Annotated in this window: 20 protein-coding genes and 1 tRNA gene; 15 read left to right on the top strand and 6 right to left on the bottom strand. The window is 63.6% G+C overall.

Annotation, left to right across the window (positions count from 1 at the left end; translation table 11 throughout):
• Positions 1–2: 2 nt before the first annotated feature.
• Together mazG and VGN93_RS01380 are read right to left on the bottom strand one after the other, a co-directional pair.
• Positions 3–839 (bottom strand): nucleoside triphosphate pyrophosphohydrolase, encoded by an 837-nt coding sequence (gene mazG, locus VGN93_RS01385; RefSeq protein WP_327506034.1) that lies wholly within the window; start codon positions 837–839, stop codon positions 3–5.
• A 9-nt stretch (positions 840–848) separates the two neighbouring features.
• Positions 849–1,436 (bottom strand): nucleoside deaminase, encoded by a 588-nt coding sequence (locus VGN93_RS01380; protein ID WP_327506033.1) that lies wholly within the window; start codon positions 1,434–1,436, stop codon positions 849–851.
• A gap of 197 nt (positions 1,437–1,633) precedes the next feature.
• Here VGN93_RS01380 and cysG point away from each other — a divergent pair, with 197 nt between their 5' ends.
• From cysG to VGN93_RS01355, 5 genes are all read left to right on the top strand, one after another.
• The gene (cysG, locus tag VGN93_RS01375; protein ID WP_327506032.1) at positions 1,634–3,073 is read left to right on the top strand and encodes a siroheme synthase CysG; all 1,440 of its coding nucleotides are present in this window, start codon (positions 1,634–1,636) and stop codon (positions 3,071–3,073) included.
• A 1-nt stretch (position 3,074) separates the two neighbouring features.
• Positions 3,075–3,392: a DUF2849 domain-containing protein gene (locus VGN93_RS01370; protein WP_327506031.1), complete on the top strand. Its 318-nt coding sequence runs from the start codon at positions 3,075–3,077 to the stop codon at positions 3,390–3,392.
• A 10-nt stretch (positions 3,393–3,402) separates the two neighbouring features.
• Complete coding sequence (locus VGN93_RS01365; RefSeq protein ID WP_327506030.1) at positions 3,403–5,076, top strand: nitrite/sulfite reductase; 1,674 nt, start codon at positions 3,403–3,405, stop codon at positions 5,074–5,076.
• 11 nt (positions 5,077–5,087) lie between these two features.
• On the top strand, positions 5,088–5,579 hold the full coding sequence (locus VGN93_RS01360) for a DUF934 domain-containing protein (RefSeq protein WP_327506029.1): 492 nt from the start codon (positions 5,088–5,090) through the stop codon (positions 5,577–5,579).
• A 193-nt stretch (positions 5,580–5,772) separates the two neighbouring features.
• A complete protein-coding gene (locus VGN93_RS01355; protein ID WP_327506028.1) occupies positions 5,773–6,585 on the top strand; it encodes a ferredoxin--NADP reductase in 813 nt (270 codons plus the stop codon).
• A gap of 51 nt (positions 6,586–6,636) precedes the next feature.
• On the opposite strand, the gene VGN93_RS01350 is transcribed toward VGN93_RS01355, so the two are convergent.
• The gene (locus VGN93_RS01350; RefSeq protein ID WP_327506027.1) at positions 6,637–7,257 is read right to left on the bottom strand and encodes a GntR family transcriptional regulator; all 621 of its coding nucleotides are present in this window, start codon (positions 7,255–7,257) and stop codon (positions 6,637–6,639) included.
• 156 nt (positions 7,258–7,413) lie between these two features.
• A complete protein-coding gene (locus tag VGN93_RS01345; protein ID WP_327506026.1) occupies positions 7,414–8,769 on the bottom strand; it encodes a M10 family metallopeptidase in 1,356 nt (451 codons plus the stop codon).
• Between the two features lie 164 nt (positions 8,770–8,933).
• Here VGN93_RS01345 and VGN93_RS01340 point away from each other — a divergent pair, with 164 nt between their 5' ends.
• From VGN93_RS01340 to VGN93_RS01315, 6 genes are all read left to right on the top strand, one after another.
• A complete protein-coding gene (locus VGN93_RS01340; RefSeq protein WP_327506025.1) occupies positions 8,934–9,176 on the top strand; it encodes a hypothetical protein in 243 nt (80 codons plus the stop codon).
• A gap of 239 nt (positions 9,177–9,415) precedes the next feature.
• Positions 9,416–10,675: a ferredoxin reductase family protein gene (locus tag VGN93_RS01335; RefSeq protein ID WP_327506024.1), complete on the top strand. Its 1,260-nt coding sequence runs from the start codon at positions 9,416–9,418 to the stop codon at positions 10,673–10,675.
• Positions 10,676–10,722: 47 nt separating this feature from the next.
• A complete protein-coding gene (locus VGN93_RS01330; RefSeq protein WP_327506023.1) occupies positions 10,723–14,070 on the top strand; it encodes a c-type cytochrome in 3,348 nt (1,115 codons plus the stop codon).
• Positions 14,071–14,137: 67 nt separating this feature from the next.
• Positions 14,138–15,031, top strand: coding sequence for an OmpA family protein (locus VGN93_RS01325; RefSeq protein WP_327506022.1), 894 nt, complete (start codon positions 14,138–14,140; stop codon positions 15,029–15,031).
• The gene (locus tag VGN93_RS01320) at positions 15,028–16,605 is read left to right on the top strand and encodes a caspase family protein (RefSeq protein WP_327506021.1); all 1,578 of its coding nucleotides are present in this window, start codon (positions 15,028–15,030) and stop codon (positions 16,603–16,605) included. Before VGN93_RS01325 ends, VGN93_RS01320 begins: the two co-directional genes overlap by 4 nt.
• Positions 16,605–18,131 (top strand): caspase family protein, encoded by a 1,527-nt coding sequence (locus tag VGN93_RS01315; RefSeq protein WP_327506020.1) that lies wholly within the window; start codon positions 16,605–16,607, stop codon positions 18,129–18,131. Before VGN93_RS01320 ends, VGN93_RS01315 begins: the two co-directional genes overlap by 1 nt.
• Positions 18,132–18,198: 67 nt before the next feature.
• Here VGN93_RS01315 and VGN93_RS01310 read toward each other — a convergent pair.
• Positions 18,199–18,274 (bottom strand) — tRNA-Lys (locus VGN93_RS01310).
• 231 nt (positions 18,275–18,505) lie between these two features.
• Between VGN93_RS01310 and VGN93_RS01305 the strand changes: the two genes are divergently transcribed.
• The gene (locus tag VGN93_RS01305; protein ID WP_327506019.1) at positions 18,506–19,255 is read left to right on the top strand and encodes a cytochrome c biogenesis CcdA family protein; all 750 of its coding nucleotides are present in this window, start codon (positions 18,506–18,508) and stop codon (positions 19,253–19,255) included.
• A 42-nt stretch (positions 19,256–19,297) separates the two neighbouring features.
• Positions 19,298–20,260, top strand: coding sequence for an AEC family transporter (locus VGN93_RS01300; protein WP_327506018.1), 963 nt, complete (start codon positions 19,298–19,300; stop codon positions 20,258–20,260).
• Here VGN93_RS01300 and VGN93_RS01295 read toward each other — a convergent pair.
• Positions 20,228–21,424, bottom strand: coding sequence for a UbiH/UbiF family hydroxylase (locus tag VGN93_RS01295; RefSeq protein WP_327506017.1), 1,197 nt, complete (start codon positions 21,422–21,424; stop codon positions 20,228–20,230). The two genes, VGN93_RS01300 and VGN93_RS01295, sit on opposite strands and share 33 nt — an antisense overlap.
• A gap of 249 nt (positions 21,425–21,673) precedes the next feature.
• Between VGN93_RS01295 and pcsA the strand changes: the two genes are divergently transcribed.
• Positions 21,674–22,396, top strand: a complete 723-nt coding sequence (pcsA, locus tag VGN93_RS01290; RefSeq protein ID WP_319323705.1) for a phosphatidylcholine synthase — start codon at positions 21,674–21,676, stop codon at positions 22,394–22,396.
• A gap of 21 nt (positions 22,397–22,417) precedes the next feature.
• Positions 22,418–23,389 carry a quinone oxidoreductase gene (locus VGN93_RS01285; RefSeq protein WP_327506016.1) on the top strand — a complete coding sequence of 324 codons (972 nt, stop codon included), beginning with the start codon at positions 22,418–22,420 and terminating at the stop codon, positions 23,387–23,389.
• The last annotated feature ends 3 nt before the right edge of the window (positions 23,390–23,392 follow it).

Raw genomic sequence — 23,392 nt, 5'->3', positions numbered from 1 at the left:
TTTTACTTCACCAACTGCCGTTCGATCTGCTTGGCGGCCTGCCACAGTTCTTCCATGCGCTCCAGCGTCGCCGCTTCGAGGCTCTCGCCGTTCGCGGCGAGGCTGTCCTCGATATGGGAGAAGCGGTTGCGGAATTTTGTGTTCGTGCCGCGCAGCGCCATTTCCGGATCGGCGCCGACATGGCGGCCGATATTGACCAAAGCAAAGATCAGGTCGCCCAACTCGTCGGCGACAGCCGTCTGATCATCGTTGCGGAGCGCTTCACGCAGTTCGCCGATTTCTTCTTCGATCTTGTCGAGGATGGGCGCGGGTTCCGACCAGTCGAAGCCGACCTTGGCGGCGCGCTCCTGAAGCTTCAGCGCCTCTACCAGCGCCGGGAAGGAGCGCTGCACGGAGCCGAGATGGCCGCGCAGCGGGTCCTCCGGCAGGCCGCGTCTGGCGCGGCGCTCCTTGCGCTCGCGCTTTTCCGCCTGCTTGATGTCGTCCCATTGCAGCTTCACCGCCTCGGGCGTGTCCGCATCCGAGCGGGCGAAGACATGCGGATGGCGGCGAATCATTTTTCGCGTGACGGCCTCGACGACGCTGCCGAAATCGAACTCGCCGCGTTCCTCCGCCATCCGGGCGTGAAAAACCACCTGAAGGAGCAGGTCGCCCAGCTCCTCGCAGAGGTCGTCCATGTCGTTCCGCTCGATCGCATCGGCGACCTCGTAGGCCTCCTCGATCGTATAGGGTTTGATCGTCTCGAAGGTCTGGACGACATCCCAGGGGCAGCCGGTCTCCGGCTGGCGCAGCGCCGCCATGATCTCGATCAGGCGTTTTATCTCGCGGCTCGGTTCCATGGCCGTCGCTCAGTTCAGCGGGATGCTGTTGCCGGCCTTGCCGGACTGGTAGCTTTCCGACAATCCGTCATAGGCCGCGCGGATTTCGGCGTCCTGCTTCTTAAGGTCCGCCTTCGCGGCTTCATCCGAGGTCGCGATGAGATCGGCGATGGCGGCGGAGCGCCAGAAGGCGTTGGTCCTGGCGTAGCCGCCGGGATCGAGCCGGAAAACCTCCTTCAGGATGCGCAGGTCGTGCGGAATCGAAAAGGCGTCGCGCGAATCCTCGTGGCTGAAGAAATAGTAGAAATTGTCGAAGCCGGCCCAGGTGATCGCCGAGAGGCACATGGAGCAGGGCTCGTGCGTCGAGAGGAACACCAGCTCTTTCGTATCGGGCTTTTCAGCCCGTTCGTAGAACCGCTTCAGCGCATGCACTTCGCCGTGCCAGAGCGGGTTTTCCGTCTCGTTGTTGGTTTCGGCGAGAACCAGCGAGAGGTCGGACTTCTTGAGGATCGCCGCGCCAAACACCTTGTTGCCGGCGGCGACACCGTCGCGCGTCAATGGCAGGATGTCGAATTCGATGACGTCGAGAAGGCGCTTTGCAAGGGCGGCCTGGTCCATGATGGGATTCCCGGTTGGTCTTATGGCGCATCCTTAGCGGTCGCCGCGGCGGAGAGGCAAGGGCGGCCGGTGACTTATGCTCAAAATGCGGAAGGTGCGAGCAAAACAATACGCGCCTCCATAAGGTTCAGGATTTATGTTTCTTTCGTTTATGGTCATTTTTCGCGATAGTGCGCACACTCCTAACGGACGAACCCATGACTGAACCGCAGCAGAAGCTTTCGACATTCCCGGCGTTCTTCCGCACGAGCGGCAGGACGGTCGTTGTCGTGGGCGAAGGCGACGAGGCCTTTGCCAAGGCGCGCCTGCTGTTCAACACGGATGCCCGGATCGTCGTTCTGGCGGAAGCGCCGGAAGCCGATTTCGCCCGCTTCATCGCGGATAACGGCCTCGTGCTCGTCCGCGAACCGTTTTCCAGCGAGGCGATTGCCGGCGCGACGCTCGTCTTCGCCGCAACCGGCGATGCTGCCGCCGACCGCGCCATCTCCGCCGCCGCCCGCGCGCTCGGCATTCCAGTCAATGCCGTCGACCAGCCGGATTATTGCGATTTCTTCACGCCCGCGCTCGTCAACCGCGCGCCCGTCGCCGTCGCCATCGGCACGGAAGGCGCCGGCCCGGTGCTGGCGCAGATGATCCGCGCGCAGGTCGACCAGATTCTGTCCCCGTCGCTCGGCCGGCTGGCGAGCCTCGCCAGCGGCTATCGCGACGCCGTCGATCGCGTGCTGCCGCGCGGCGTTACCCGCCGCGTCTTCTGGCGCCGCTTCTTCCAGGGCGCGGTCGCCGATGCCGTCAACAATGGCGATATCGATCTCGCCCGCCACTCCGCCAACACGTTGCTGAATTCGCAGGGCAAGGCCGCGGGCCATGTCTGGCTCGTCGGCGCCGGCCCGGGTGCCGAAGACCTGCTGACGCTGCGCGCCCAGCGCGTCATGATGGAAGCCGACGTCATCGTCTTCGATGCGCTGGTGCCGCAGGCGATCGTCGACATGGGCCGCCGCGATGCCGAGCGCCTTTCCGTTGGAAAACGCAAGGGCTGTCATTCCAAGTCGCAGGAAGAGATCAACGACCTGCTGGTCGAACTCGGCAAGGACGGGAAGCGTGTCGTGCGGCTCAAATCCGGCGATCCGCTCGTCTATGGCCGTGCCGGCGAGGAAATGGCGGCACTGCGTCAGGCGGGCGTGACCTATGAGATCGTGCCCGGCATTACCTCGGCGTTTGCGGCCGCCGCCGATTTCGAACTGCCGCTGACCTTGCGCGGCGTCGCCTCGTCCCTCGTCTTCACGACGGGGCACGACCTGACGGGTGCCGTCCTGCCGGACTGGGCGCGGCTTGCGATTTCCGGCGCCACCGTCGCCGTCTATATGGGCCGTACCGTCGCGGCCTCCGTCGCCGCGCGCCTGATGGATGCCGGCCTGCCGGCGGAAACCACGGTCGCCGTGGTGGAAAATGCCAGCCGTCGCGACAAGCGGCTTTTGCATGGCACACTCAAGGACCTGCCGGGGCTCGAACATCGCGACGAGCTTTCCGGTCCGGTCATGGTGATCATCGGCGACGCCGTCGCCGGCGCCAATTTCGAACATTCCGCACCGCTCGCCATCCGCGAGACCGTGCGCAGCACAGCAGTATTGGGAGCATGACATGGCCGACAAGGTTCTGACAGCCAACCGCCTTTCCGACGGCATTTCCGTCTGGCTGGATGCCGCCGGCACCTGGAACGAGCAGCTCCAGGCCGCCTTCGTGGCGCGCCACAAGGAGGCGGTCGATGCACTGGAAGCCACCGGCAAGCAGGCGCTGGCCGACAACAAAGTGGTTGACGTCAACGTCGTCGACGTCGAAGAAGTCGACGGTGTGCTGCGGCCGCTGCGCATGCGCGAGCGCATCCGCGCCGAAGGCCCGACCATTTTCTATGCCGCCGGTTATTCCGGCTTGACCGCGACGGCCGCACCGGCGGCTTGAGGATCTCTGCATGTATCGCTACGACGAATTCGACCACGCCTTTGTTTCCGACCGCGTTGAGCAGTTCCGCGACCAGGTCGGCCGCCGCCTTTCCGGCGAGCTTGCCGAGGACGCGTTCAAGCCGCTGCGCCTGATGAACGGCGTCTATCTCCAGCTTCACGCCTACATGCTGCGCGTCGCCATTCCCTATGGCACGCTGAACGGCCGCCAGATGCGCATGCTGGCGCATATCGCGCGCAAATACGACCGCGGCTACGGCCATTTCACCACGCGCCAGAACATCCAGTACAACTGGCCGAAGCTCAACGAGCTGCCGGATGCGCTGGCAGATCTCGCGACGGTCGAGATGCACGCGCTCCAGACCTCGGGCAACTGCATTCGCAACGTCACGGCTGACCATTTTGCCGGTGCTGCCGCCGACGAGGTCGCCGACCCGCGGCCCTATGCGGAAATCCTGCGCCAGTGGTCCTCCGTGCATCCGGAATTCTCGTTCCTGCCGCGCAAGTTCAAGATCGCCGTCACCGGTGCGGAACGCGACCGCGCGGCCATCCAGGTGCACGATATCGGCCTGCACCTTAAGAAGGACGACGCCGGCCGCATCGGCTTTGCCGTCTATGTCGGCGGCGGGCAGGGGCGCACCCCGATGATCGCCAAGAAGATCCGCGATTTCCTGCCGGAAGAGGACCTCTTGTCCTACACCACGGCCATCATGCGCGTGTACAACCTGCACGGCCGGCGCGACAACAAGTACAAGGCGCGCATCAAGATTCTCGTGCACGAAACGGGTGTCGAGGAATTGTCGCGGCAGGTGGAGGTCGAGTTCGCCGAACTCAAAAACACCGAGCTGAAGCTGCCGGAAAAGGATATTGCCGCCATCACCGCCTATTTCGCCCCGCCGGCACTGGCGCCGCGCGCGGAAGGCTGGGCAAGCCTGGCGCAGTGGAAGAAGGCGGATGCGGAATTCGCCCGCTGGGTGCACCAGAACGTGCAGCCGCACAAGCATCCCGACTACGGCATGGTGACGATCTCCCTGAAGCCGATCGGCGGCATTCCGGGGGATGCGACGGATGTGCAGATGGAGGCGGTTGCCGACATTGCGGAGGAATATGCCTTCGACGAGATCCGCGTCAGCCACGAGCAGAACCTGATCCTGCCGCATGTGGCGCTGGCCGATCTCGAGCCGATCTATCGCGGCCTGGTTGCGGCAGGCCTGGCGACGGCGAACGCCGGTCTCATCACGGATATCATTGCCTGTCCGGGGCTGGACTATTGCGCGCTGGCAAACGCCCGCTCGATTCCCGTCGCGCAGGAGCTTTCGCTGCGTTTCGGCGCGCCCGAGCGGCAGGCCGAAATCGGCGAGCTGAAGATCAAGATCTCCGGCTGCATCAATGCCTGCGGCCATCACCATGTCGGCCATATCGGCCTGCTCGGCGTCGAGAAGAAGGGCGAGGAGCTCTACCAGATCACGCTCGGCGGCTCGGGGGACGAGAACACCTCGATCGGCGAGATCATCGGTCGCGGCTTCGAGCCGGAAAAGGTGACGGATGCCGTCGAGGTGATCGTCGACACCTATCTGCGCCTGCGCCTCGATCCGTCCGAAATCTTCCTCGATGCCTATCGTCGCGTTGGACCGCAGCCCTTCAAGGATGCGCTCTACGGTGATAAGACGGCGGCGGCAGCCTGAGGAGCGCGATGATGACGAAAATCTGGAACGAAGCCGGCTTCGTGACCGACGATCCCTGGATCCTCGAAACCGAAGAGGTCAAGGCCGGCTCGAACGAGAAGGCGGTACTCGGTCTCGACGATTTTCTGGCGAAGACGGACGAAACGGGCCTCGGCGTGCTGATCAACCCGGCGGACGACGTGCGCAAGCTCGAAGGCCATCTCGACCGGCTGGCGCTGGTCGCCGTCGCCTTTCCGGCCTTCAACGACGGCCGCGCCTTCAGCCATGCCTCGCTGCTGCGTTCGCGGCTCGGATTTACCGGCGAGGTGAGGGCGGTCGGCGACGTGCTGATCGACCAGATTCCGCTGATGCTGCGCTGTGGCATCGACAGCTTTGCCGTGACCAACGCGACGGCGCTGAAGCGGCTTGCGGAAAACCGGCTGCCGGGCATCGACAACCACTACCAGCCGACGGCACGGGCATCGGAAGATGCCGGTTCCTACAGCTGGCGGCGGCGGGCCTGATTCAAGGCGCGACCGGCGAAACGCCGCAATCGTGTTTTAGGCTTACGCCGGAATAAGAAAGGCCGCCAAGCGTTGTTAGAAAAGCGATGCGCGGCCAATCGGCGCATTGGAACACAATACCTTCCTTCGCGGCTCAACATGTAATATCTGCCTATCGTCAAGACTTTCCGACGCAGCCAGGATCGATCCCGAAATGAACGCACCTGCCAAGACCGAAGATTTCGTGCCCGCCATTCCCGCCGGCGTATTCGCCGAGACGGTGACGCGCGTGCAGCATTATACGGATCGCCTGTTCAGCTTCCGCATGACGCGCCCCGAGAGCTTTCGTTTCCGCTCCGGCGAATTCGCCATGATCGGCCTGATGGTCGGCGACAAGCCGGTCTACCGCGCCTATTCGATCGCAAGCCCGTCCTGGGACGAGGAACTGGAATTCTTCTCGATCAAGGTGCCGGACGGCCCGCTGACCTCGCATCTCCAGCAGATCCAGCCGGGTGACACCGTGCTGATGCGCAAGAAGCCGACCGGCACGCTGGTGCTCGACGCGCTGACGCCCGGCAAGCGGCTCTACATGTTCTCGACCGGCACCGGCATTGCGCCTTTCGCAAGCCTGATGCGCGATCCGGAAACCTATGAAAAGTTCGATGACGTCATCCTGACGCATACCTGCCGCGAAGTCTCCGAGCTGAAATACGGCTTCGACCTCGTCGAGGAAATCCGCAACCACGAATTTTTGGCGGAAGTCGTCGGCAACAAGCTGCGCCACTATGCGACGGTGACCCGCGAGGACTATCCGTTCCAGGGCCGTATCACCGACCTCATCAGCAATGGAAAAATGTTCGCCGATCTCGGCGTGCCGCATTTCGACCCGGCGGTCGACCGCGGCATGATCTGCGGCTCGTCGGCGATGCTGAAGGAAACCAAGGGGCTGCTGGAGCAGGCGGGCCTCATCGAGGGCTCGAACAACAAGCCCGGCGAATTCGTCATCGAGCGCGCCTTCGTCGATTGAGCGACGGGCATATGGGATAGTGAGGGCGGCTTCGGGCCGCCCTTTTTCGTTTCAGGCGGAAAGCGAATCGAGCAGATCGGACATTGCCGTGGCCGCCGCCGGGCTATCGCCGTTGCGGATGGCGCGGATGACCTTCACATGCAGATCCACCGCGCGGTCCATCTGCCGGTTGTCGGCGCGGGCGAACCAGAGCCGGCGCGCATGGGTCTGCAAGGGGGCGAGCGCGGAGGTCACGAAGCGGTTGGGGCAGGCCTGCTCCATGATCTCGTCGAAGGTCTTGTCGGCGCCGAGAAACCCCTCCATGTCGGAATGGATCGAGCAGGCCGTCATCGTCTGCGCGCAGGCGACGAGCTGTTGTCGATGTTCGTCGCTCGCGTGCCGGGCGACGAGATCTGCGGCAAGCGGCTCCAGCTGCCGGCGCGTCGCCATGACATGCGCGTGATCATCCGGGCCGATCGCCGTGATCTGGAGGCCGGCGCGCGGGCGCACGGCGATCAAGCCCTGCCATTCCAGCTTCTGGATCGCCTCGCGCACCGGGGTGCGGCCATGGCCGGCGAGCGCGACGAGCTGGCGTTCGTTGACCAGCGAGCCCGGCTTCAACTTCAGCGTGACGATCAGCCCTTCGAGGGCGAGATAGGCGAGGTGGGCTTGCGACGCCGCGGTTTCCGTCATTCCCGAATCCCGATTGATATATCACATGGTGGCATGTCGCAAAACGGATGTCCATTGCGCTGATATATCAGAGGTGGTTCTGGGCGGTGACATGCAACAAAAAAGGCCGGAACCTCAGGGGTTCCGGCCGTGCTGTGCTCGGATCGTTGCTGGAAATCAGAGCAGGAAGTCGCGGGCGTCGAGATCTTTCAGCTTGAAGTCGTCGAGGATGAGGATGTCCGTGCTGGAGAACTTGATGTGAACGTCGTCACCGACCTGCGTTGCCTTGTTGAGCACCGCGTTGACACTGGCAAAATTGTAGCTGCGCAGATCGATGTCGTCGATGTTGTTTTTGAAGTCCATGATCGTGTCGCGGCCATAACCCTTCTTGAACACGAAGTCGTCGGCGCCGGCACCGCCGGTCAGCTGGTCGTTGCCCTTGCCGCCGTCGAGCTTGTCGTTGCCGACCATGCCGAAGAGCTTGTCGTTGCCGTTGTTGCCCTGCAGCGTGTTGTTCGCCTGGTTGCCGCGCAGCACGTCATTGCCGCTGCCGCCCTTGGCGTTTTCGATCAGCGAGCGCGTGTCGCCCTTGAAGAGCAGGGCGTTGAAGATGTTGCCACGCGAATAGGCGTCGCTTTCGAAGTTGAGGAGGGCGAGCTGGACGTCGCTGAATTTCGAATGCTGACCGGGGCGCAGGTCGACGCTGACGCCGTTCTTGTAGGACGACAGGTCGTAGGTGTCTCTGCCGCCGCCGTCCCAGATGGTGGCGAAGATGCGGTTGGCGCCGGCATCGATGGCAACCTTGCCGTTGACGAGCGTATCGCCGCTGCCGGGGTTCCATTTGTAGACGGTGTTGGTGCCGTTGGTGGTGAAGTCGGCGCCGTACATGCGCTGCAAGGCGGCGATGTCGGACATCATGTAGGACTGCGCGTAATCGAACTCACCGTTGCGGTAGCCGTCAGCCGGGCCGCCGATGTTGGAGCGGTAGGTCATGATGGAATATTCCATCGAGTCCCGGTTGGCGGGCAAAGCAGGGAAACCGTCTTCGCCCTCATGGCCGTGCTTGAGGCCGAGCGCATGGCCGATCTCGTGCAGCATCGTCGCCCAGGCATAGTTGCCGGCGACCGGCGAGCGGTAGTCGAACTGGCGGCCGAACCAGAGATCGCCGGCCTCGCTGCTGTTTCCAGGATAGTAGGCCCAGGCCGTGGACGGCATGTCCGATTCGGCAAAGCGCAGGTTGGACGTCGTGGCGCCGCCCTGCGAGACCGCCAGATTGGTGAACCCTTCGACGGAAAAGCCGTTGTTCGCGGTGCTTCCGAAGGCCGTGTCCAGCGCGAAGCGGGCGGCGGTCTGTTGCAGGGAGGAGATCGTGCCGAAGCCGCTGTCCGGTTCGCCCGTGTAATCATAGGCGCTCGACGATGTCGGGAAAGCAAAGGTCAGGGAACCTGACCAGGCAGAGCCAGACAACACGCCATCGATTGCTGTTATACCAGTCTTGTTGATGGTCTTGGTGACCTTACCGGTGCCTGTCATGTCACGTTCTCCTGTTATGCCGGACCTTTTGTTGCGTGCCTTGGATAGACCGCAATTCACTCCGATTCTGTAGATGCTTGAACACCCACTCCACCTGTGATCGGATGGGCAACTCGTAGCACAGAACGGATGATCGCCGAATGCTATTCGACCGGAGGTTAAAATTGTTCTCGAAAATAACCATTGTCGCCACGACCTGCCTTGTCCTCGCCGCAGCCGGGGAGGCGCCCGAAGGCACCGGCGGCATCATGGCGCGACCGTCTGATCCGGAGAAAGCCGTACAGGCGGAATATGAAAATCTGAAGTCCAAGGGCACGCGCGAGGCGCTCGAACTGTTCATCGCGCGCCATCCCGAACATCCGCTCGCCGACAGGGCGCGCGAGGACATCAAGCGGCTCGGCAAGTAGCTGCATTCCTGAAACCGCAGATTGAAGGGCGCCGAAAGGCGTCCTTTTTTGCGTCTGTCCCGGCCTTGTTTGTGTTCCCCGGGATACGTTTTCCGATCTCTTTCTCGCCCTTGCGAAACCAACCCGAATAAAGCCGCTCGCCCACGCGTCGATAGGACGAATGCGGTTGACGAACGTCATGGGCCTTGCCAGCATGCCCCTGGAATTCGGACCGTCCAGTTGAATTGTGGGGGCATACGTTGACTGCGGGTTCCATCATCGCAACAATCCTGATTGTTTTTGCCGGCCTGCTGGCCGTGCCGGCCGTCAGCCATACCAATGCGGGCACGACCTTTTCGCTGATGGCCTCTTCCATGGCCTTCGTCGCCATGGGGATCGCGCAGTTCATGGCGACGCGCCCGCCCTTCGTCGAGCGGCTGTTCGGCGGGCTCGACCGCATCTACCAGTTTCACCGCAAGATCGGCATCGCGGTGCTCTGTCTTATCCTGGTGCATTATTTCATTGCACCGGATTTCCAGGGCCTTGCCGTTACCAGCGGGCTGAACATCCTGGCGGCAACGATGGGCGAGTGGGCCTTCTACGGCTTCGTCTTCCTGCTCATCCTCAGCATCGTGAAGGTCATCCCGAAGACGCGCTTCCAGATTCCCTACCAGTACTGGCGCATCACGCACCGCTTCATCGGCCTGCTTTTCGTACTGGTGGCCTTCCACCAGATGTTCATCAAGCGGCCCTATGACGGCACGGCGTTCCTGGCGACCTATCTCAACCTCTTCGCGGCCGTCGGCATCGTCAGCTACGCCTATACGCAGCTGCTGCCCTGGCTTCGCACCCGCCGCTACGAGGTGGTGAATGTCGAGCGCCACGAGGGCGCGACGATCATTTCCGCAAGGCCGATCAACCGCAAGCTCAGGGCCATGCCCGGCCAGTTCGGCTTCTTCCGGGTGAACAAGCCGGGCCTGCGCGAGCCGCATCCCTTCACCATTGCCGGCATCGACGAGGACGGTTCGGTCCGCTTCGCCATCAAGCCGCTCGGCGACTATACCAAGGCGCTGCGCGAGGGCGTCGCTGTCGGCGATGCACTGACGCTGGAAGGCGGTTACGGGCATTTCAACCACAAGCGCGGCGGCAAGAAGCAGATCTGGCTTGCCGGCGGCATCGGCGTCACGCCGTTCCTCGCCATGGCGAGCCGGCTGAAGGGCGACGAGGGGCAGGATATCCACATGGTCTACTGCGTGCGCGACGGGGCGGAGGCGATCGGCCTCGACACGTTCCGCGCGCAGGCGGAAAAGCTCGAGAACTTCAATTTCGTTCTGCACAATTCGGCGATCGACGGCCGCTTCGACGCGACGAAGCTCGTGGCCGGCACCAGCATGAATCCGGCAGAAGCGGACCTGTGGTTCTGCGGGCCGCCACCCTTGCGGCTGGCGATCGAGAAGGGATTGAAGGAACTCGGCAAGGCGCCGCGCCGTGTCGAGTTCGAGCGTTTCGAGTTTCGGTGAAGATTTCCAGCCGGTCCGCCGGCCTCTTGGAGCGAAAGGAACAAGCCATGCGCATGTTCAAGACATCATTTGTCCGTCCCGGCGCCAGGCTTGTGGCCGCTCTCGGCCTTGCATTGGCACTTTTCTGTCCCGCGGGGGCCTATGCCATCGACCAGTTCGCGGCCGACGCCTATGGCACCTACCAGGCGAATGCCGATAACGGCAAGATCCTGTTCGGCGCCGCCGGCTGCGGCGCCTGCCATGGCTCAGGCGACAATATCGAACTGCTTTCGGGCGGCATGGAAATGCAGACGGCGATCGGAAAGTTCTTCGCGCCGAACATTTCCGCCCATCCGAACGGCATCGGCGGCTGGTCCAATGCTGACTTCCTGAACGCAGTGATGGTCGGCCTCAAGAAGAACGGCGACAACCTCTATCCGGTCATGCCCTATACGTCCTACGGCGGCATGAAGCCGGAGGACGTGCTGGACATCAAGGCCTACATCGATTCGCTGCCGCAATCGGATGCCGCCTCGAAGGAACACGAGATCGCCTTCCCGTTCAGCCGCCAGACGACGATCACGCTCTGGAAGCGCAGCCATTTCACCGTGCAGGCCTTCCAGCCGCGCGAGGAAACGCAGATGGAGCGCGGCCGCTACCTGATCGAGAATGTCGGCGGCTGCGGCGATTGCCACACGCCGCGCACCACGACCTACGGTCTTGATCTCACCCGCGCCTATGAGGGCGAGAAGGGCCTGACCGGCGCGGTCGCGCCGGATATCACAAAGGCCCGCATCAGCGGTCTTGCTTCGCATACCGTCTTCACCAAGGGGTTGATCGACGAGGGCAAGAAGCTCTCCGGTTCGCCGCTGTCCGATCCAGTCATGCGGCGCATCGCCCAGGGCCTTTCGACGCTGCCCGACGAGGACAAGCAGGCCATGTACGCGTTCCTTGCGGATCGCGAGATACCGGTTGAGGCACCTGTCGAGCAGAGCCAAACGCCTGTCTGCAGCGAATCGACGCCTGAAACGGCGCTGAGTGCCGGCGGTGGCAACGCGGAATCCGCTTCCGCCGCCGATGCCTTCATCGGCAAATATTGCCGCAACTGCCACGGCCCGGGCGAAAGCTCGCAAGGGTCCTTCCCGGCGGGCGACCTTGCCTCGATCGCCGCCAATCCGGCCTTCGTGACACCCGGCGATGCCGCCAAGTCGCTGCTCTATACCAGCGTCACCAGCGGCCGCATGCCGCTCGGCAAGCGTCCTAGCGACGAAGAAGTGCAGAGCCTCGCCACCTGGATCAACTCGCTGAACCAGTCGGATATCCCGACGGCTGTCGCCGCGACGGAAGCCAAGCGCTCGCGGCCGATGCTGAAATATCTCGATTTCGTCGAACTGGCGCTGCGCGACATCTCCAAGGTCGACGAACACAACCAGCCGTTCATGCGCTACTTCAGCTATCGCGACCAGTACAACGGCATGATGAGCTGCGAATCGCACGAGACCTTCCTGAAGCGCATGAAGGTTCTCGCCGGCGGCTTCAAGAAACTGCTCAACTCGCTCTCCTACGGGCCGGAACTCGTGCTTCCGGAAGAAGTCGAGGGGACCGACGGCCTGCTCGTGCGCGTCGACCTGCGCGATCTCGAATGGAGCGAGGACGACTACAACTTCCTGATCAACGAGTATTTCTACGGCGTCGACCCGCAGAGCGATGCGCAGCTGCACTCGCTGGCCAAGGCGACGCAGACGCAGCTGCCGATCATGCGTGTCGACTGGTTCATGAGCAACGGCGCACGGCCGAAGGTCTATAACCGCCTGATGAAGCTGCCGACCAATATCGCCGAACTCGAAAAGCGCTTCGGGGTGCCGGTCGACCAGAACATCGAACGCCGCCGTATCGTTCGCGCAGGCTTTGCGGATGGTTCCTCGGGCGTATCCGACCACAACCGCATGCTGGAACGGCACGACATGCCGTTCGGCGGCTACTACTGGAAGTCCTATGACTTTGCCGGCGACGTCGGCAAGCAGGTGCTGAAGCGCTTCCCCGCGGGTCCGGAGGGCGTTCGCCTGAAGGCCGGCCTGGAACCCTTCGATCATGACGGCGGCGAAATGATCTTCTCGCTTCCGAACGGCATGCAGGGCTACTATCTCTCGACCGACAAGGGCGACCAGCTCGACATCGGCCCGACGGCGATCGTCTCCTTCCGCAAGCGGCCGATCGGCAAGGGCGTCGAGATCATCAATGCCCGCTCGTGCTTCGACTGCCACTTCGACGGCATCCTCTCTAAGCGCGACCAGCTGCGCGAGCATATCGAAACGTCCACGCTGTTCTCCAAGGACCAGCAGGACGAGCTGCTCGCCGTCTACGTGCCGCAGGAGGAGCTGAACGAGGTCTACAAGCGTGACACGGACCGCTTCGTCGCGGCCCTCGATCGCCTCGGCATCACCGAGCCGACCTCGGGTGGCGGCCTGACCAGCCTGAAGGCTCCCGGCGGTGCCGAGATCTTCACCTACTTCGCCGACAAGTATGAGGACGAGCTGAACTTCGAGCAGCTGGCGGCGGAGTTCGACATGACGCCGGAGGAGTTTTCGTCCGACATCCGTCGCCTCACCGACGTCAATGCGCTGCGCATCGGCATCGACTGGGTCGCAACGCTCGAATCGGGCGCCACGATCCCGCGCGTCGAGGTCGAGGAGCAATTTGCCTTCATGCTGCAACCGCTGCTCCAGCTCGATCCGCTGAAGCGGGGCGTCAACCCTGATGCCAATGCGGGCCAGACGGCTGATGCCTACCAGCAGCCGGTCGACAACAATGCCGGCTACCAGCAGCCCGAGCAGAAGCAGGAGCAGGCCGTCAACAACGACGCCTACCAGCAGCAGACGCAGGGCCAGGCGACACAAGGCCAGGCGACGGGCGACCAGTATGCCGGGGCGACCGCCAACACCGCTTACGTCGTGCCGGCCTACAAGCAGGAGGACAAGGCGCAGGCCGACAAGGTGAAACTTGCCGTGCATGTGGCATCGACAAGCGCCAAGGTCGGGGATTATCTGAGCTTCGAACTCAGCACCAACCACGCCTGCGAACTTCAGCTGATGTATGTCGAAGACACCGGCAATGTCGAAATCGTGCCGGATGTGATGATCGGCTCGACGACGCTGAATGCCGGCGAAAAACGCCTGATCCCGCAGCCGGGAACGGGTAACCTGACCTTCGATTCGCCGTCGCCCGGCGAAACGATGATCGCCTTCTGCAAGATCGGCGGTCTCGGTGACCAGAAACTGACGGCCGAAAAGGCCAAGGAACTGGTCGCCAACTCGAAGCAGCCGCTGACGCGCGGCCTCGCCATCAATCTCGCCAAGCAGGCCGATAAGGACAACGGGGCAAGCGGTCTCCAGATGGTGACCTTCGAGATCAAGTGACAAACGGGGCAGGGGTCTTTGGATCCCTGCCCGATCTTTCCACGACGACATGAGGGCTGGACCGACAATGCTGATGCGATCCCTGGCGATGACACTCTTCGTAATGGCCGGAGCCGCCCCGGCCGCGGCCGCCTGCGATGCCTTCACCGGCGTCGTCGAAGCGTTCAATGCGGGCGACGAGCAGAAGGCCCGCTCCATCGCCGAGACGGCGAGCACGGCCAATTGCAGCGCCAACGAGCGCACGCTGACCGGCCGCGTCGCCTCGCTCACCGCCTTCAACCGCATCGCGACCACCGTCGGCAGCGGCGGAAAACTTGCCGATCACCAGCAGGAACTGGAAGACCTCCAGCGCCAGTATGGCGGCCCCTGGCAGGTCTATGACGCGCTCGGCGACCTTGCCCGCGATCGCAAGGATTACGAACAGGCCGCGCGCTTCTACCAGCTGGCGCTGGAAGACGGCTCGAACGAGACGATGACGCCGGACTGGATGGCGCCGGACGAGCAGTACATCCTGCGGCTCGACAAGCTCGCGGGCGAAATGCGGCTTGCCTCGCCCCGGCCGGTGCAACTCGCCATGCGCGGCGGCTGCAAGGTCTCCTTCCGCGGCGTCAAGATCAAGAAGAAGTCGACCCCGGTGCGCTATGTCTTCGGCACGGCGGATTTCACGCCCGAGGGCGTCGAGGCGGCAAAAGACCTGGCGGAATGCCTGAAGGCGATGAAGCCCGGTTCGATCAAGCTGATCGGCCACACCGACCCCGTCGGCTCGGCGGACGCTAACTACAAGCTCTCGCTCGCCCGCGCCGAGACGCTGAAATCCTATCTCTCCACCGCCGGTTATGCGGGCGCGATCACCACCGAGGGCAAGGGCGAGGACCAGCCCTTCAAGCCGGACGATGCCAGCGCCTACGATACGGATACGATGAACCAGCTGCATCGCCGCGTGGAAGTGGACGTGGAATGATGAAAATGCTGCCTCGATTGCTGGCGCTTTCCCTCGCCGTCGCCCTGCCGGGTCCCGCCTTCGCGGCGCAGACCTTCGCGCTCGTCGTCGGCGTCGACCAATATCCGAACGATGTCAGCCTCGATGGCGCGGTGCGCGACGCAGAAGACGTCTATCGCGCGATGAGTGCGGCGGGCTTCACGGTCACGAAATTCACCAATGCCGAGGCCCGCAAGGACGATATCCGCAAGGCCTGGACCGACATGGTGGCGCAGGCCGCCTCCGGCGACACGATCATCTTCACCTATGCCGGCCACGGCGCGCAGATGCCCGAGCTCATTGCCGGCGACGAGGCGGACGGGCTCGACGAATTCCTCCAGCTGCCGGGCTTCGACCGCAATCGCTACGAGGAGACGTCCAAGGAAATCATCGTCGACAACGAGATGAACGCCTGGTTCGGCGAAGCGGAAGGCAAGGGCGTGCATGTGCTCTTCGTTTCCGACAGCTGCTTTTCCGGCGGCATGAGCCGCTCGGTCACCGGCAAGACCCGGCTGGCGCCCGCCGTCACGGTGAAGCTCGCGCCGCCCTCGCAGGAGGCGATTGCCGGCGCGAACCTCAAGGACATCGACTTCAAGCAGGTGACGGTTCTGGCCGCGTCGCTGGAAAGCCAGCCGACGCCGGAGGTCATCATCGACGGCGAGCCGCGCGGCGCGCTCAGCTGGAGTTTCGCCCGCGCGGTGGAAGGCAGCGCCGACCGCGACGGCAACGGCATCATCACGCGCATCGAGCTCGAAGACTACATCTTCTCGAACGTGAAAAACCGCTCGGAAGCCTTGCAGGTGCCGAATTTCATGCCGCAGGTGGCGCGCTCGGAGAGCGAGGTCGTCGTCACGCTGACGCGCGGCATTCCGGTCAACAACGGCACGACGACGCAGACGGCCGACAACGGCGCCACGACGCCGGTCGCCGAAAAGACCATCAAATCCGCAAAAGACCTCGGCTGGACCGGCAATATCGCCTTGCAGATCGACGGCGCCGGCGACAAGCCGAAGAATGCCGACGGTACCGGCACGCCCTTCCGCTGGGATGTGGCAAGCGGCGTCTTCTACACGCCGAACGGCGACGTCGCGGCGGAAAACGTCGACGCGGAGCGCATCCAGTCCGTGGTCGACAAATATGTCCTGCTCGATTTCCTGAAGGCGCTGGCGAGCCAGAATCCAGGCTCCGTTTCGCTGACGCCGGTCAAGGACATCTATGCCGCCGGCACGCGCCTGCGCTTCGACGCGCCGCCCGGCCGCTATCCGAACATGCTGGTCTTCAACCTCGCCAATACGGGCGAGGTGCAGTTCCTCGACATGCAGGCGGCCGGCACCAGCAGCTCGCAGTTCAAGCTGACCGATGTCGAGATCGTCAAACCCTTCGGCGCCGACCACCTCATCACGATCTGGACCGCCGAGCCGGTGGACGCGATCGGTGCGGTGCTCGCCGACCGCAGCGTGACGTCTGAAACCCTGCTGAAGGCGCTGTTGACACGGCTCGACGGCAAGGAGGCAAGTGTCGCCATCCAACCTCTCTATACGCGGGAAACGCTCTGATGATCCGTTACGCGGCAGCCCTTCTTCTTTCGCTCTGCCTGTTCTCAGGTGTCCACGCCGCCGACAAGGCACTCCTGATCGGCATCGGCACCTATGCCACGCTGCCCGAAAAGATGTTTCTCGAAGGGCCGAAGAACGACGTGCCGCTGATCGAGAAGCTGCTAAAGGAAAAACAAGGCTTTGCACCGGAATCGATCCGCGTGCTGCTGGACAAGGATGCGACCCGCGCCGCGATCCTCGCCAGCATCGACGAATGGCTCGTCAACGGCACGCAGCCGGGCGACCGCGTCTATTTCTACTTCTCCGGTCACGGCCTCCAGGTGAAGGATGTCAGCGGCGACGAGGAGGACGGGCTCGACGAGGCGCTTTCCACCTTCGATATCGCCGCCGGCGATGGCGACTGGACCAATGTCATTCTCGACGACGAGATCGACGCGATGCTGGTCAAGCTGAAGGACCGCGCCGTCTCCATCGTCATCGACGCCTGCCATTCCGGCACCATTTCCCGCTCGCTCTCGACGGATGTCGGCGAGGCGCTGGAAAGCGCTCGCTTCCTGCCGCGCCCCTTCGCCAAGCCCGTGGATGCGGTGAAGATGCGCGGCCTGCGCATCGACGTCGCCGTGGTCGACAAGCCGGATATCGCCAAGCAGAACGGCGTGGAAGCCTGGAGTGCCGCGTCCTCCTACCAGGTCGCCTGGGACGATACGCGCCTGCCGCCGGAAGAGCGCCACGGCGTCTTCACGCTCTCCTATGTGAACGGCCACGATGTCGCCGCCGCCGACAGCAACGGCAACGGCATCGTCTCCAATGCCGAGCTGCTCGAATATGTGAAGAAGCAGTCGCAGACCTATTGCGCCGCGCAGACGCAATGCCAGGGCCTCGATCCCCAACTGGAGGTCAATTACGCACTGCTCGGCGCCAGCGCCTCCACACCCACCGCCGACACGACCGCCCAGCAGACGCAGCAACAGACGCCCGACTACGGCAAGGTCGAGGAGGTGAAGGTCGAGAACACGCAGCAGACCGCCTATGTCGCCGCCGACCCGGTCGATGCCGTCGGCGACATTCTCGGCAAGCCCCAGACCGGCGACGTCAAGGTCGCGCTTTCGTCCGACTATCTGAAGAACGGCGACGTCTTCCAGATCACCGTGACCAGCAGCACCGGCGGCCACCTCATTCTCTACGACGTCGCCAAGGACGGCAAGGCGACCCAGATTTTTCCGAACGAATCCGCCCAGAAGATCACGCCGCTCACCGCGAACATGCCGATCACCATCCCGGACGACTATTACGGTTTCGACTTCGAGGCCGAAGGCCCGAGCGAAAACGTGCTCGTCGCCATCGTCGTCGCCGACGACGTCGACCTCACCAAGGTCGCCCCCAACGACTACGGCCTGACCAAGGAACTCGACGCCCGAACCACCATCGCCGACATCGCCGGCACGCTGAAGCAGACCTGGACAAGGGACACCGAGAACCGCAGCGTGAACTGGTCGCTGGGATTGCTGAAATACACGATCTACTGAAAAAGCGCCGCGGCCGGTTCTCAACGGCGTCATCGAGATTACGGGACGGTATGCGAGAGGTTTTTCGTGGTGAGCGCGCAGGGATTCGAACCCTGGACCTACTGATTAAAAGTCAGTTGCTCTACCGGCTGAGCTACACGCTCCCAGGCGGTGCAGATGTGCCCCGCGGAAGTGCGCGGAACATAGGCAGGAGGGTTTGCCGGGTCAACCCGTAAAATGCGGCGAAAAACAGGTTTTGCTGCATTTCGCCGCGTTCCCCAAAAGGTGATTGGCAGGAGGGGGTGGCGGGGGATATCAGAAGGCGCACATGCGGAAGCTGGCGAGGCCGTAAGGAAGGTCTTGGCCGGTTCCGGTTCGCCGTCGCGGAGTAACCCTTGTCGATCGCCGATATTTCCCTGTTGAGCGCGCTTCTGGCCGGGGCGCTGTCGTTTCTGTCGCCTTGCGTTCTGCCGCTCGTGCCGCCCTATCTCTGTTACATGGCGGGCATTTCGGTCGAGCAGTTTCGCGGCAACGATGCGGTGGCGGTGCGCCGCGATACGCGCGGCGCCGTGCTGCTCGCCGCCTTCTGCTTCACGCTCGGCTTTGCGACGGTCTTCGTGGCGCTCGGCGCCGGCGCCTCGACGATCGGCATGGTCTTGCGCCGGCATCTCGACATCCTCGCGCAGATCGGTGGTGTCGTCATCATCCTGATGGGGCTGCATTTTCTCGGGCTGCTGCGCATCGGGCTTTTTTCTCGCGAGGCGCGCTTCCAGGGTGGCGGCAAGCCGGCGACGGCGTCGGGCGCCTATATCATGGGGCTCGCTTTCGCCTTCGGCTGGACGCCGTGCATCGGGCCGGTGCTGGGGGCGATCCTCGGCGTGGCGGCGGCGCGCGAGACGGTCGGCGACGGCGCGGCGCTGCTGGCGGTCTATTCGCTTGGGCTTGCGGTGCCGTTCTGGATCGCGGCCGGCTTTTCGGGCGCCTTCATGCGCTTCCTCGTGCGGTTCCGCCGTCATCTCGGCGCGGTGGAGAAGGTGATGGGCGTACTGCTCATCCTGACGGGCCTTGCCTTCATCTTCGGCTATATCAGCGCGGTCGCCATCTGGTTCCAGCAAACATTTCCCATTCTCTCGCAAATCGGCTAGTCCGGGGTATCATCCTCGGCAAGCGGGACTCGACGACGGCGCATGGCTGACATCATCGGACTGGTCCTGCCGTTCTTCGGCATGATCCTGCTGGGTTACGTGGTCGCGAAGATCACCCGGCAGCCGGTCGAGGCGCTCGGCTGGCTCAATACCTTCATCATCTACATCGCGCTGCCCGCCTTGTTCTTCAAGCTGGTGGCCAAGACGCCGATCGAGCAGCTGACGCGCGTCGATTTCATCGTCGCCAATATCAGCGCAACCTACCTGATCTTCGGCCTCGTCTTCGCCGTCGGGCTGTGGCTGCGGCGCGCGACGATCGGCGAGGCGACGATCCAGGGGCTGGCGGCCGCCTATGGCAATATCGGCTATATGGGACCGGGCCTGGCGCTGCTGGCGTTCGGGGAGCCGGCGGCAGTGCCGGTGGCGCTGGTCTTCTGCTTCGAAAACATGCTGCACTTCATGGTCGCGCCGGCGCTGATGGCGCTGGCCGGCGGGGAGAAGCGGCCGGCGATGCAGATTGCCGGCGGGATCGTGCACAAGATCGTCACGCATCCCTTCATCATCGCCACGGCGGCGGGCTTTGTCGCGGCCTTCGCCGGCTTCGAGCCGCCGGCGCCGCTGCAACGATTGATCGACTATCTGGCCCAGGCGGCGGCGCCTTGCGCGCTTTTCGCCATGGGCGTCACGTTGGCGCTGCGGCCCTTGAAGCGCGTGCCGATGGAGATCGGCTATATCGTGCCGGCGAAACTGCTGCTGCTGCCGGTTACCATGTATTTCGTGCTCGGCCTTGCGGGCAATTTCGATCCGGTCTGGGTGTTCACCGCCGTCCTGCTCGCGGCACTTCCGACGGCGACGAACGTGTTTGTCATCGGCCAGCAATATGGCGTGTGGCAGGAGCGGGCCTCCGCGACGATCCTGATCACGACGGTGCTCTCCGTCGCGACCGTGACGATCCTGCTCTACCTGATCAAATCAGGCCTGCTTGCGGGCGACCCGTTCCCGTAAACCGTCGCGAAACGCTTTTAGCGAGCCGCCGGGCTCGATGCCCTCGCGCATGACGATGCTGCGCAGCGGCCCGAGTGCCGAGAGCAGGTGCAGGCCCGCCGAGCGCAGGAACTGCACGGGCAGGAAGTCGGACAGCAGCGAGCGGTTGAGCAGGTCGACGCTCATGGTGCGCGTACGAATGTCCGCCTGGCGCTTCCGATCGAAGCGCTCGCCGATGCCGTCATCGCCCTCCGGGATGAGGTCCTTCAGCGCTATGATGTCGCGCAGGCTGAGATTGAGGCCCTGGGCGCCGATCGGCGGGAAGGCGTGCGCGGCTTCGCCCACCAGCACGAAACGGCCCTTGCCGAAATGCCGGGCCGTCATGCCGGAGAGCGGGAAACTCTGCGGCGTGCCTTCGACGGTGACCTTGCCGAGCATGGATTGCATGCGCTCTTCCACGGCACGACTAAGCTCGATGACGGGGAGTTCGCAGAGCCGCGCCGCCTCCTTCGGCGGCAGGACCCAGACGAGGCTGGAACGGCGGCCGGGCAGGGGGACCTGGGTGAAAGGACCGCTTTCCGTGTGGAACTCCGTCGAGACATTGCCGTGCGGCCGCTCATGCGCAAAATTGAGCACGAGGGCGGCCTGCGGATAGGACCAGGCGCGGACGGCGATGCCGGCGCTGTCGCGGATCTTCGATTTCCTGCCGTCGGCGCCGACGACGAGGCGCGCCGTGACGCGTTCGCCGTCGTCGAGCACGAGTTCGACGCCGTGCTCGAAGGCGGTGGCGGCCGTCACGCCGCTTTCCAGCCGGACGATGTTTTCACGGGCGATGATCCGCGTGTTCAGCACGTCGAGGAAGGGCGCATTCGGAATGTTGTAGCCGAAGGCGGCAAGGCCGACCTCGCTGGAGCGGAAGGCGACCGGGGGCGCGCGCAACAGTCGCGTCGTGCCGTCGAGGATCTGCATGGTCTCGAGGGCGGCGGCATGGCGGGCGATCTCGTCCCAGAGGCCAAGGGCCTTCAGGAAGGCGATCGACTGGTCCATCAGCGCCGTCGTGCGGCCATCGGCGGCGCGCGTCGGCGGGGCGATGAGCGCGACCTTCCGCCCCGAATCGGCGAGCGCGAGGGCGGCAAGGTTGCCGGCAAGGCCAGCGCCGACGATCGCGATATCGAATTCCTTCATGACCGACCTCCGAAGCAGCGAAGTGTTACCCACAGATTTGGGTGCTTCTACTGCGGGAAGACTAGGCCCGCAAAGAGGCAATTTCCATGGGATGAATCGGCGCAGGCGAGGGAACCACCCGACGGGAAGCCGATTTCTACTGGCGATGCCGGGCAATCAATGCATATTACCGGCTGTGACCGCGTAAGAGGGCGTGTTCGGCGGACTGCGGCCGATGAAAGCCCCTCAAGGGATGGACAGCCAAAGGCAATGAAGTTTTTCAACTACAAACGCGTGCCCTACGCGGAAATCCGTGCCTTTTCCGTCCATATCCTGACGGCATCCGGGTCGTTCCTCGCCTTCTTGGGCGTCGTGGCGGCGGCCGAACACCGTTTCGTCGACATGTTCTGGTGGCTCGGCCTGGCGCTCGTCGTCGACGGCATCGACGGGCCGATCGCGCGAAAAGTGCGGGTCAAGGAAGTGCTGCCGAACTGGTCCGGCGATACGCTGGACAATGTCATCGACTATGTGACCTACGTGTTGCTGCCGGCCTTCGCGCTCTACCAGAGCGGCATGATCGGCGAGCCGTGGTCCTTCGTGGCGGCCGGCGCCATCGTCGTCTCCAGCGCGATCTATTATGCCGATATGGGCATGAAGACGGACGAATATTTCTTCTCCGGCTTTCCCGTCGTCTGGAACATGGTGGTGTTCACGCTCTTCGTCATCCAGGCAAGCGAATTGACGGCGTCGATCATCGTCTTCGTCTCCGTCGTCCTCACCTTCATGCCGATCAATTTCCTGCATCCCGTGCGCGTCGAGCGGCTGAGGGCGATCAACCTCGGCGTCTTCTTCCTGTGGGCGCTGCTCAGCGGCTACGCGCTTCTGCTGCATTTCGACACGCCGGCCTGGGTGGTCTGGGGTGTCGTAGCGACGGGGCTCTATCTTTATGTCATCGGCGCCGTCCTGCAGGCCTTTCCCAGCCTCGGGCGGTAGCCAACACTCGGGAGAACCAGCATGACCAAGGCGATTGTCATCCGCAGTCTCGGCGGACCGGAAGTCCTGAAGCTGGAGGACGTGCCGCTTGCGGCACCCGGCCCCGGCGAGGTGCAGATCAGGCAGGCCGCCATCGGCCTCAACTTCATCGACGTCTATTTCCGCACCGGCCTCTACAAGACGGAGCTGCCCTTCGTTCCCGGCAAGGAGGGCGCCGGCACGATCACCGCGATCGGCGAGGGCGTCACGGATTTCGCCATCGGCGACCGCGTCGCCTATGCCTCGGCGGATGGCGCCTATGCGGCGGAACGCAATGTGGCGACGAAACATCTGGTGAAGGTGCCGGAGGGCATTTCGCTCGAAACGGCGGCCGCCATGATGCTGAAGGGCATGACGGCGCAGTACCTGCTGCTCCAGACCTATCAGGTGAAGCCGGGCACCGTGCTGCTGTTTCATGCGGCCGCGGGCGGCGTCGGCCTCATTGCCGGCCAGTGGGCGAAGGCGCTCGGCGCAACGGTGATCGGCACGGCGGGGTCGCAGGCGAAGATCGATCTCGCGCTGGCGCATGGCTACGACCACGTCATCGACTACGGCAGGCAAGACTTCGTGGCGCGGGTGCGCGAACTGACCGGCGGGGCGGGCGTCGATGTCGTCTACGATTCCGTCGGCAAGGACACGTTCCCGAAGTCGCTGGACTGCCTGAAGCCGCGCGGCCTGTTCGTCAGCTTCGGCAATTCCTCCGGTGCCGTCGATGCCTTCAACCTCGGCCTCCTGGCGCAGAAGGGCTCGCTCTACACGACGCGGCCGACGCTCTTCGCCTACATCCCGACGCGCGATGCACTCGATGCATGTGCAAACTCGCTCTTTGATATTGTGCAAAGCAACAAAGTGCGTATCAATATTAATCAGACTTATCCGTTGTCCGAGGCAGGACGGGCGCACACGGATCTGGAAGCAAGAAAAACGAGTGGAACGACGTTGCTCATTCCCTGACAC

It is taken from the genome of Shinella sp. (assembly GCF_035998705.1).
Classification (GTDB): domain Bacteria; phylum Pseudomonadota; class Alphaproteobacteria; order Rhizobiales; family Rhizobiaceae; genus Shinella.
Note: the sequence above shows the minus strand (reverse complement) of the source record. Positions and strands in the feature narration are given on the sequence as shown.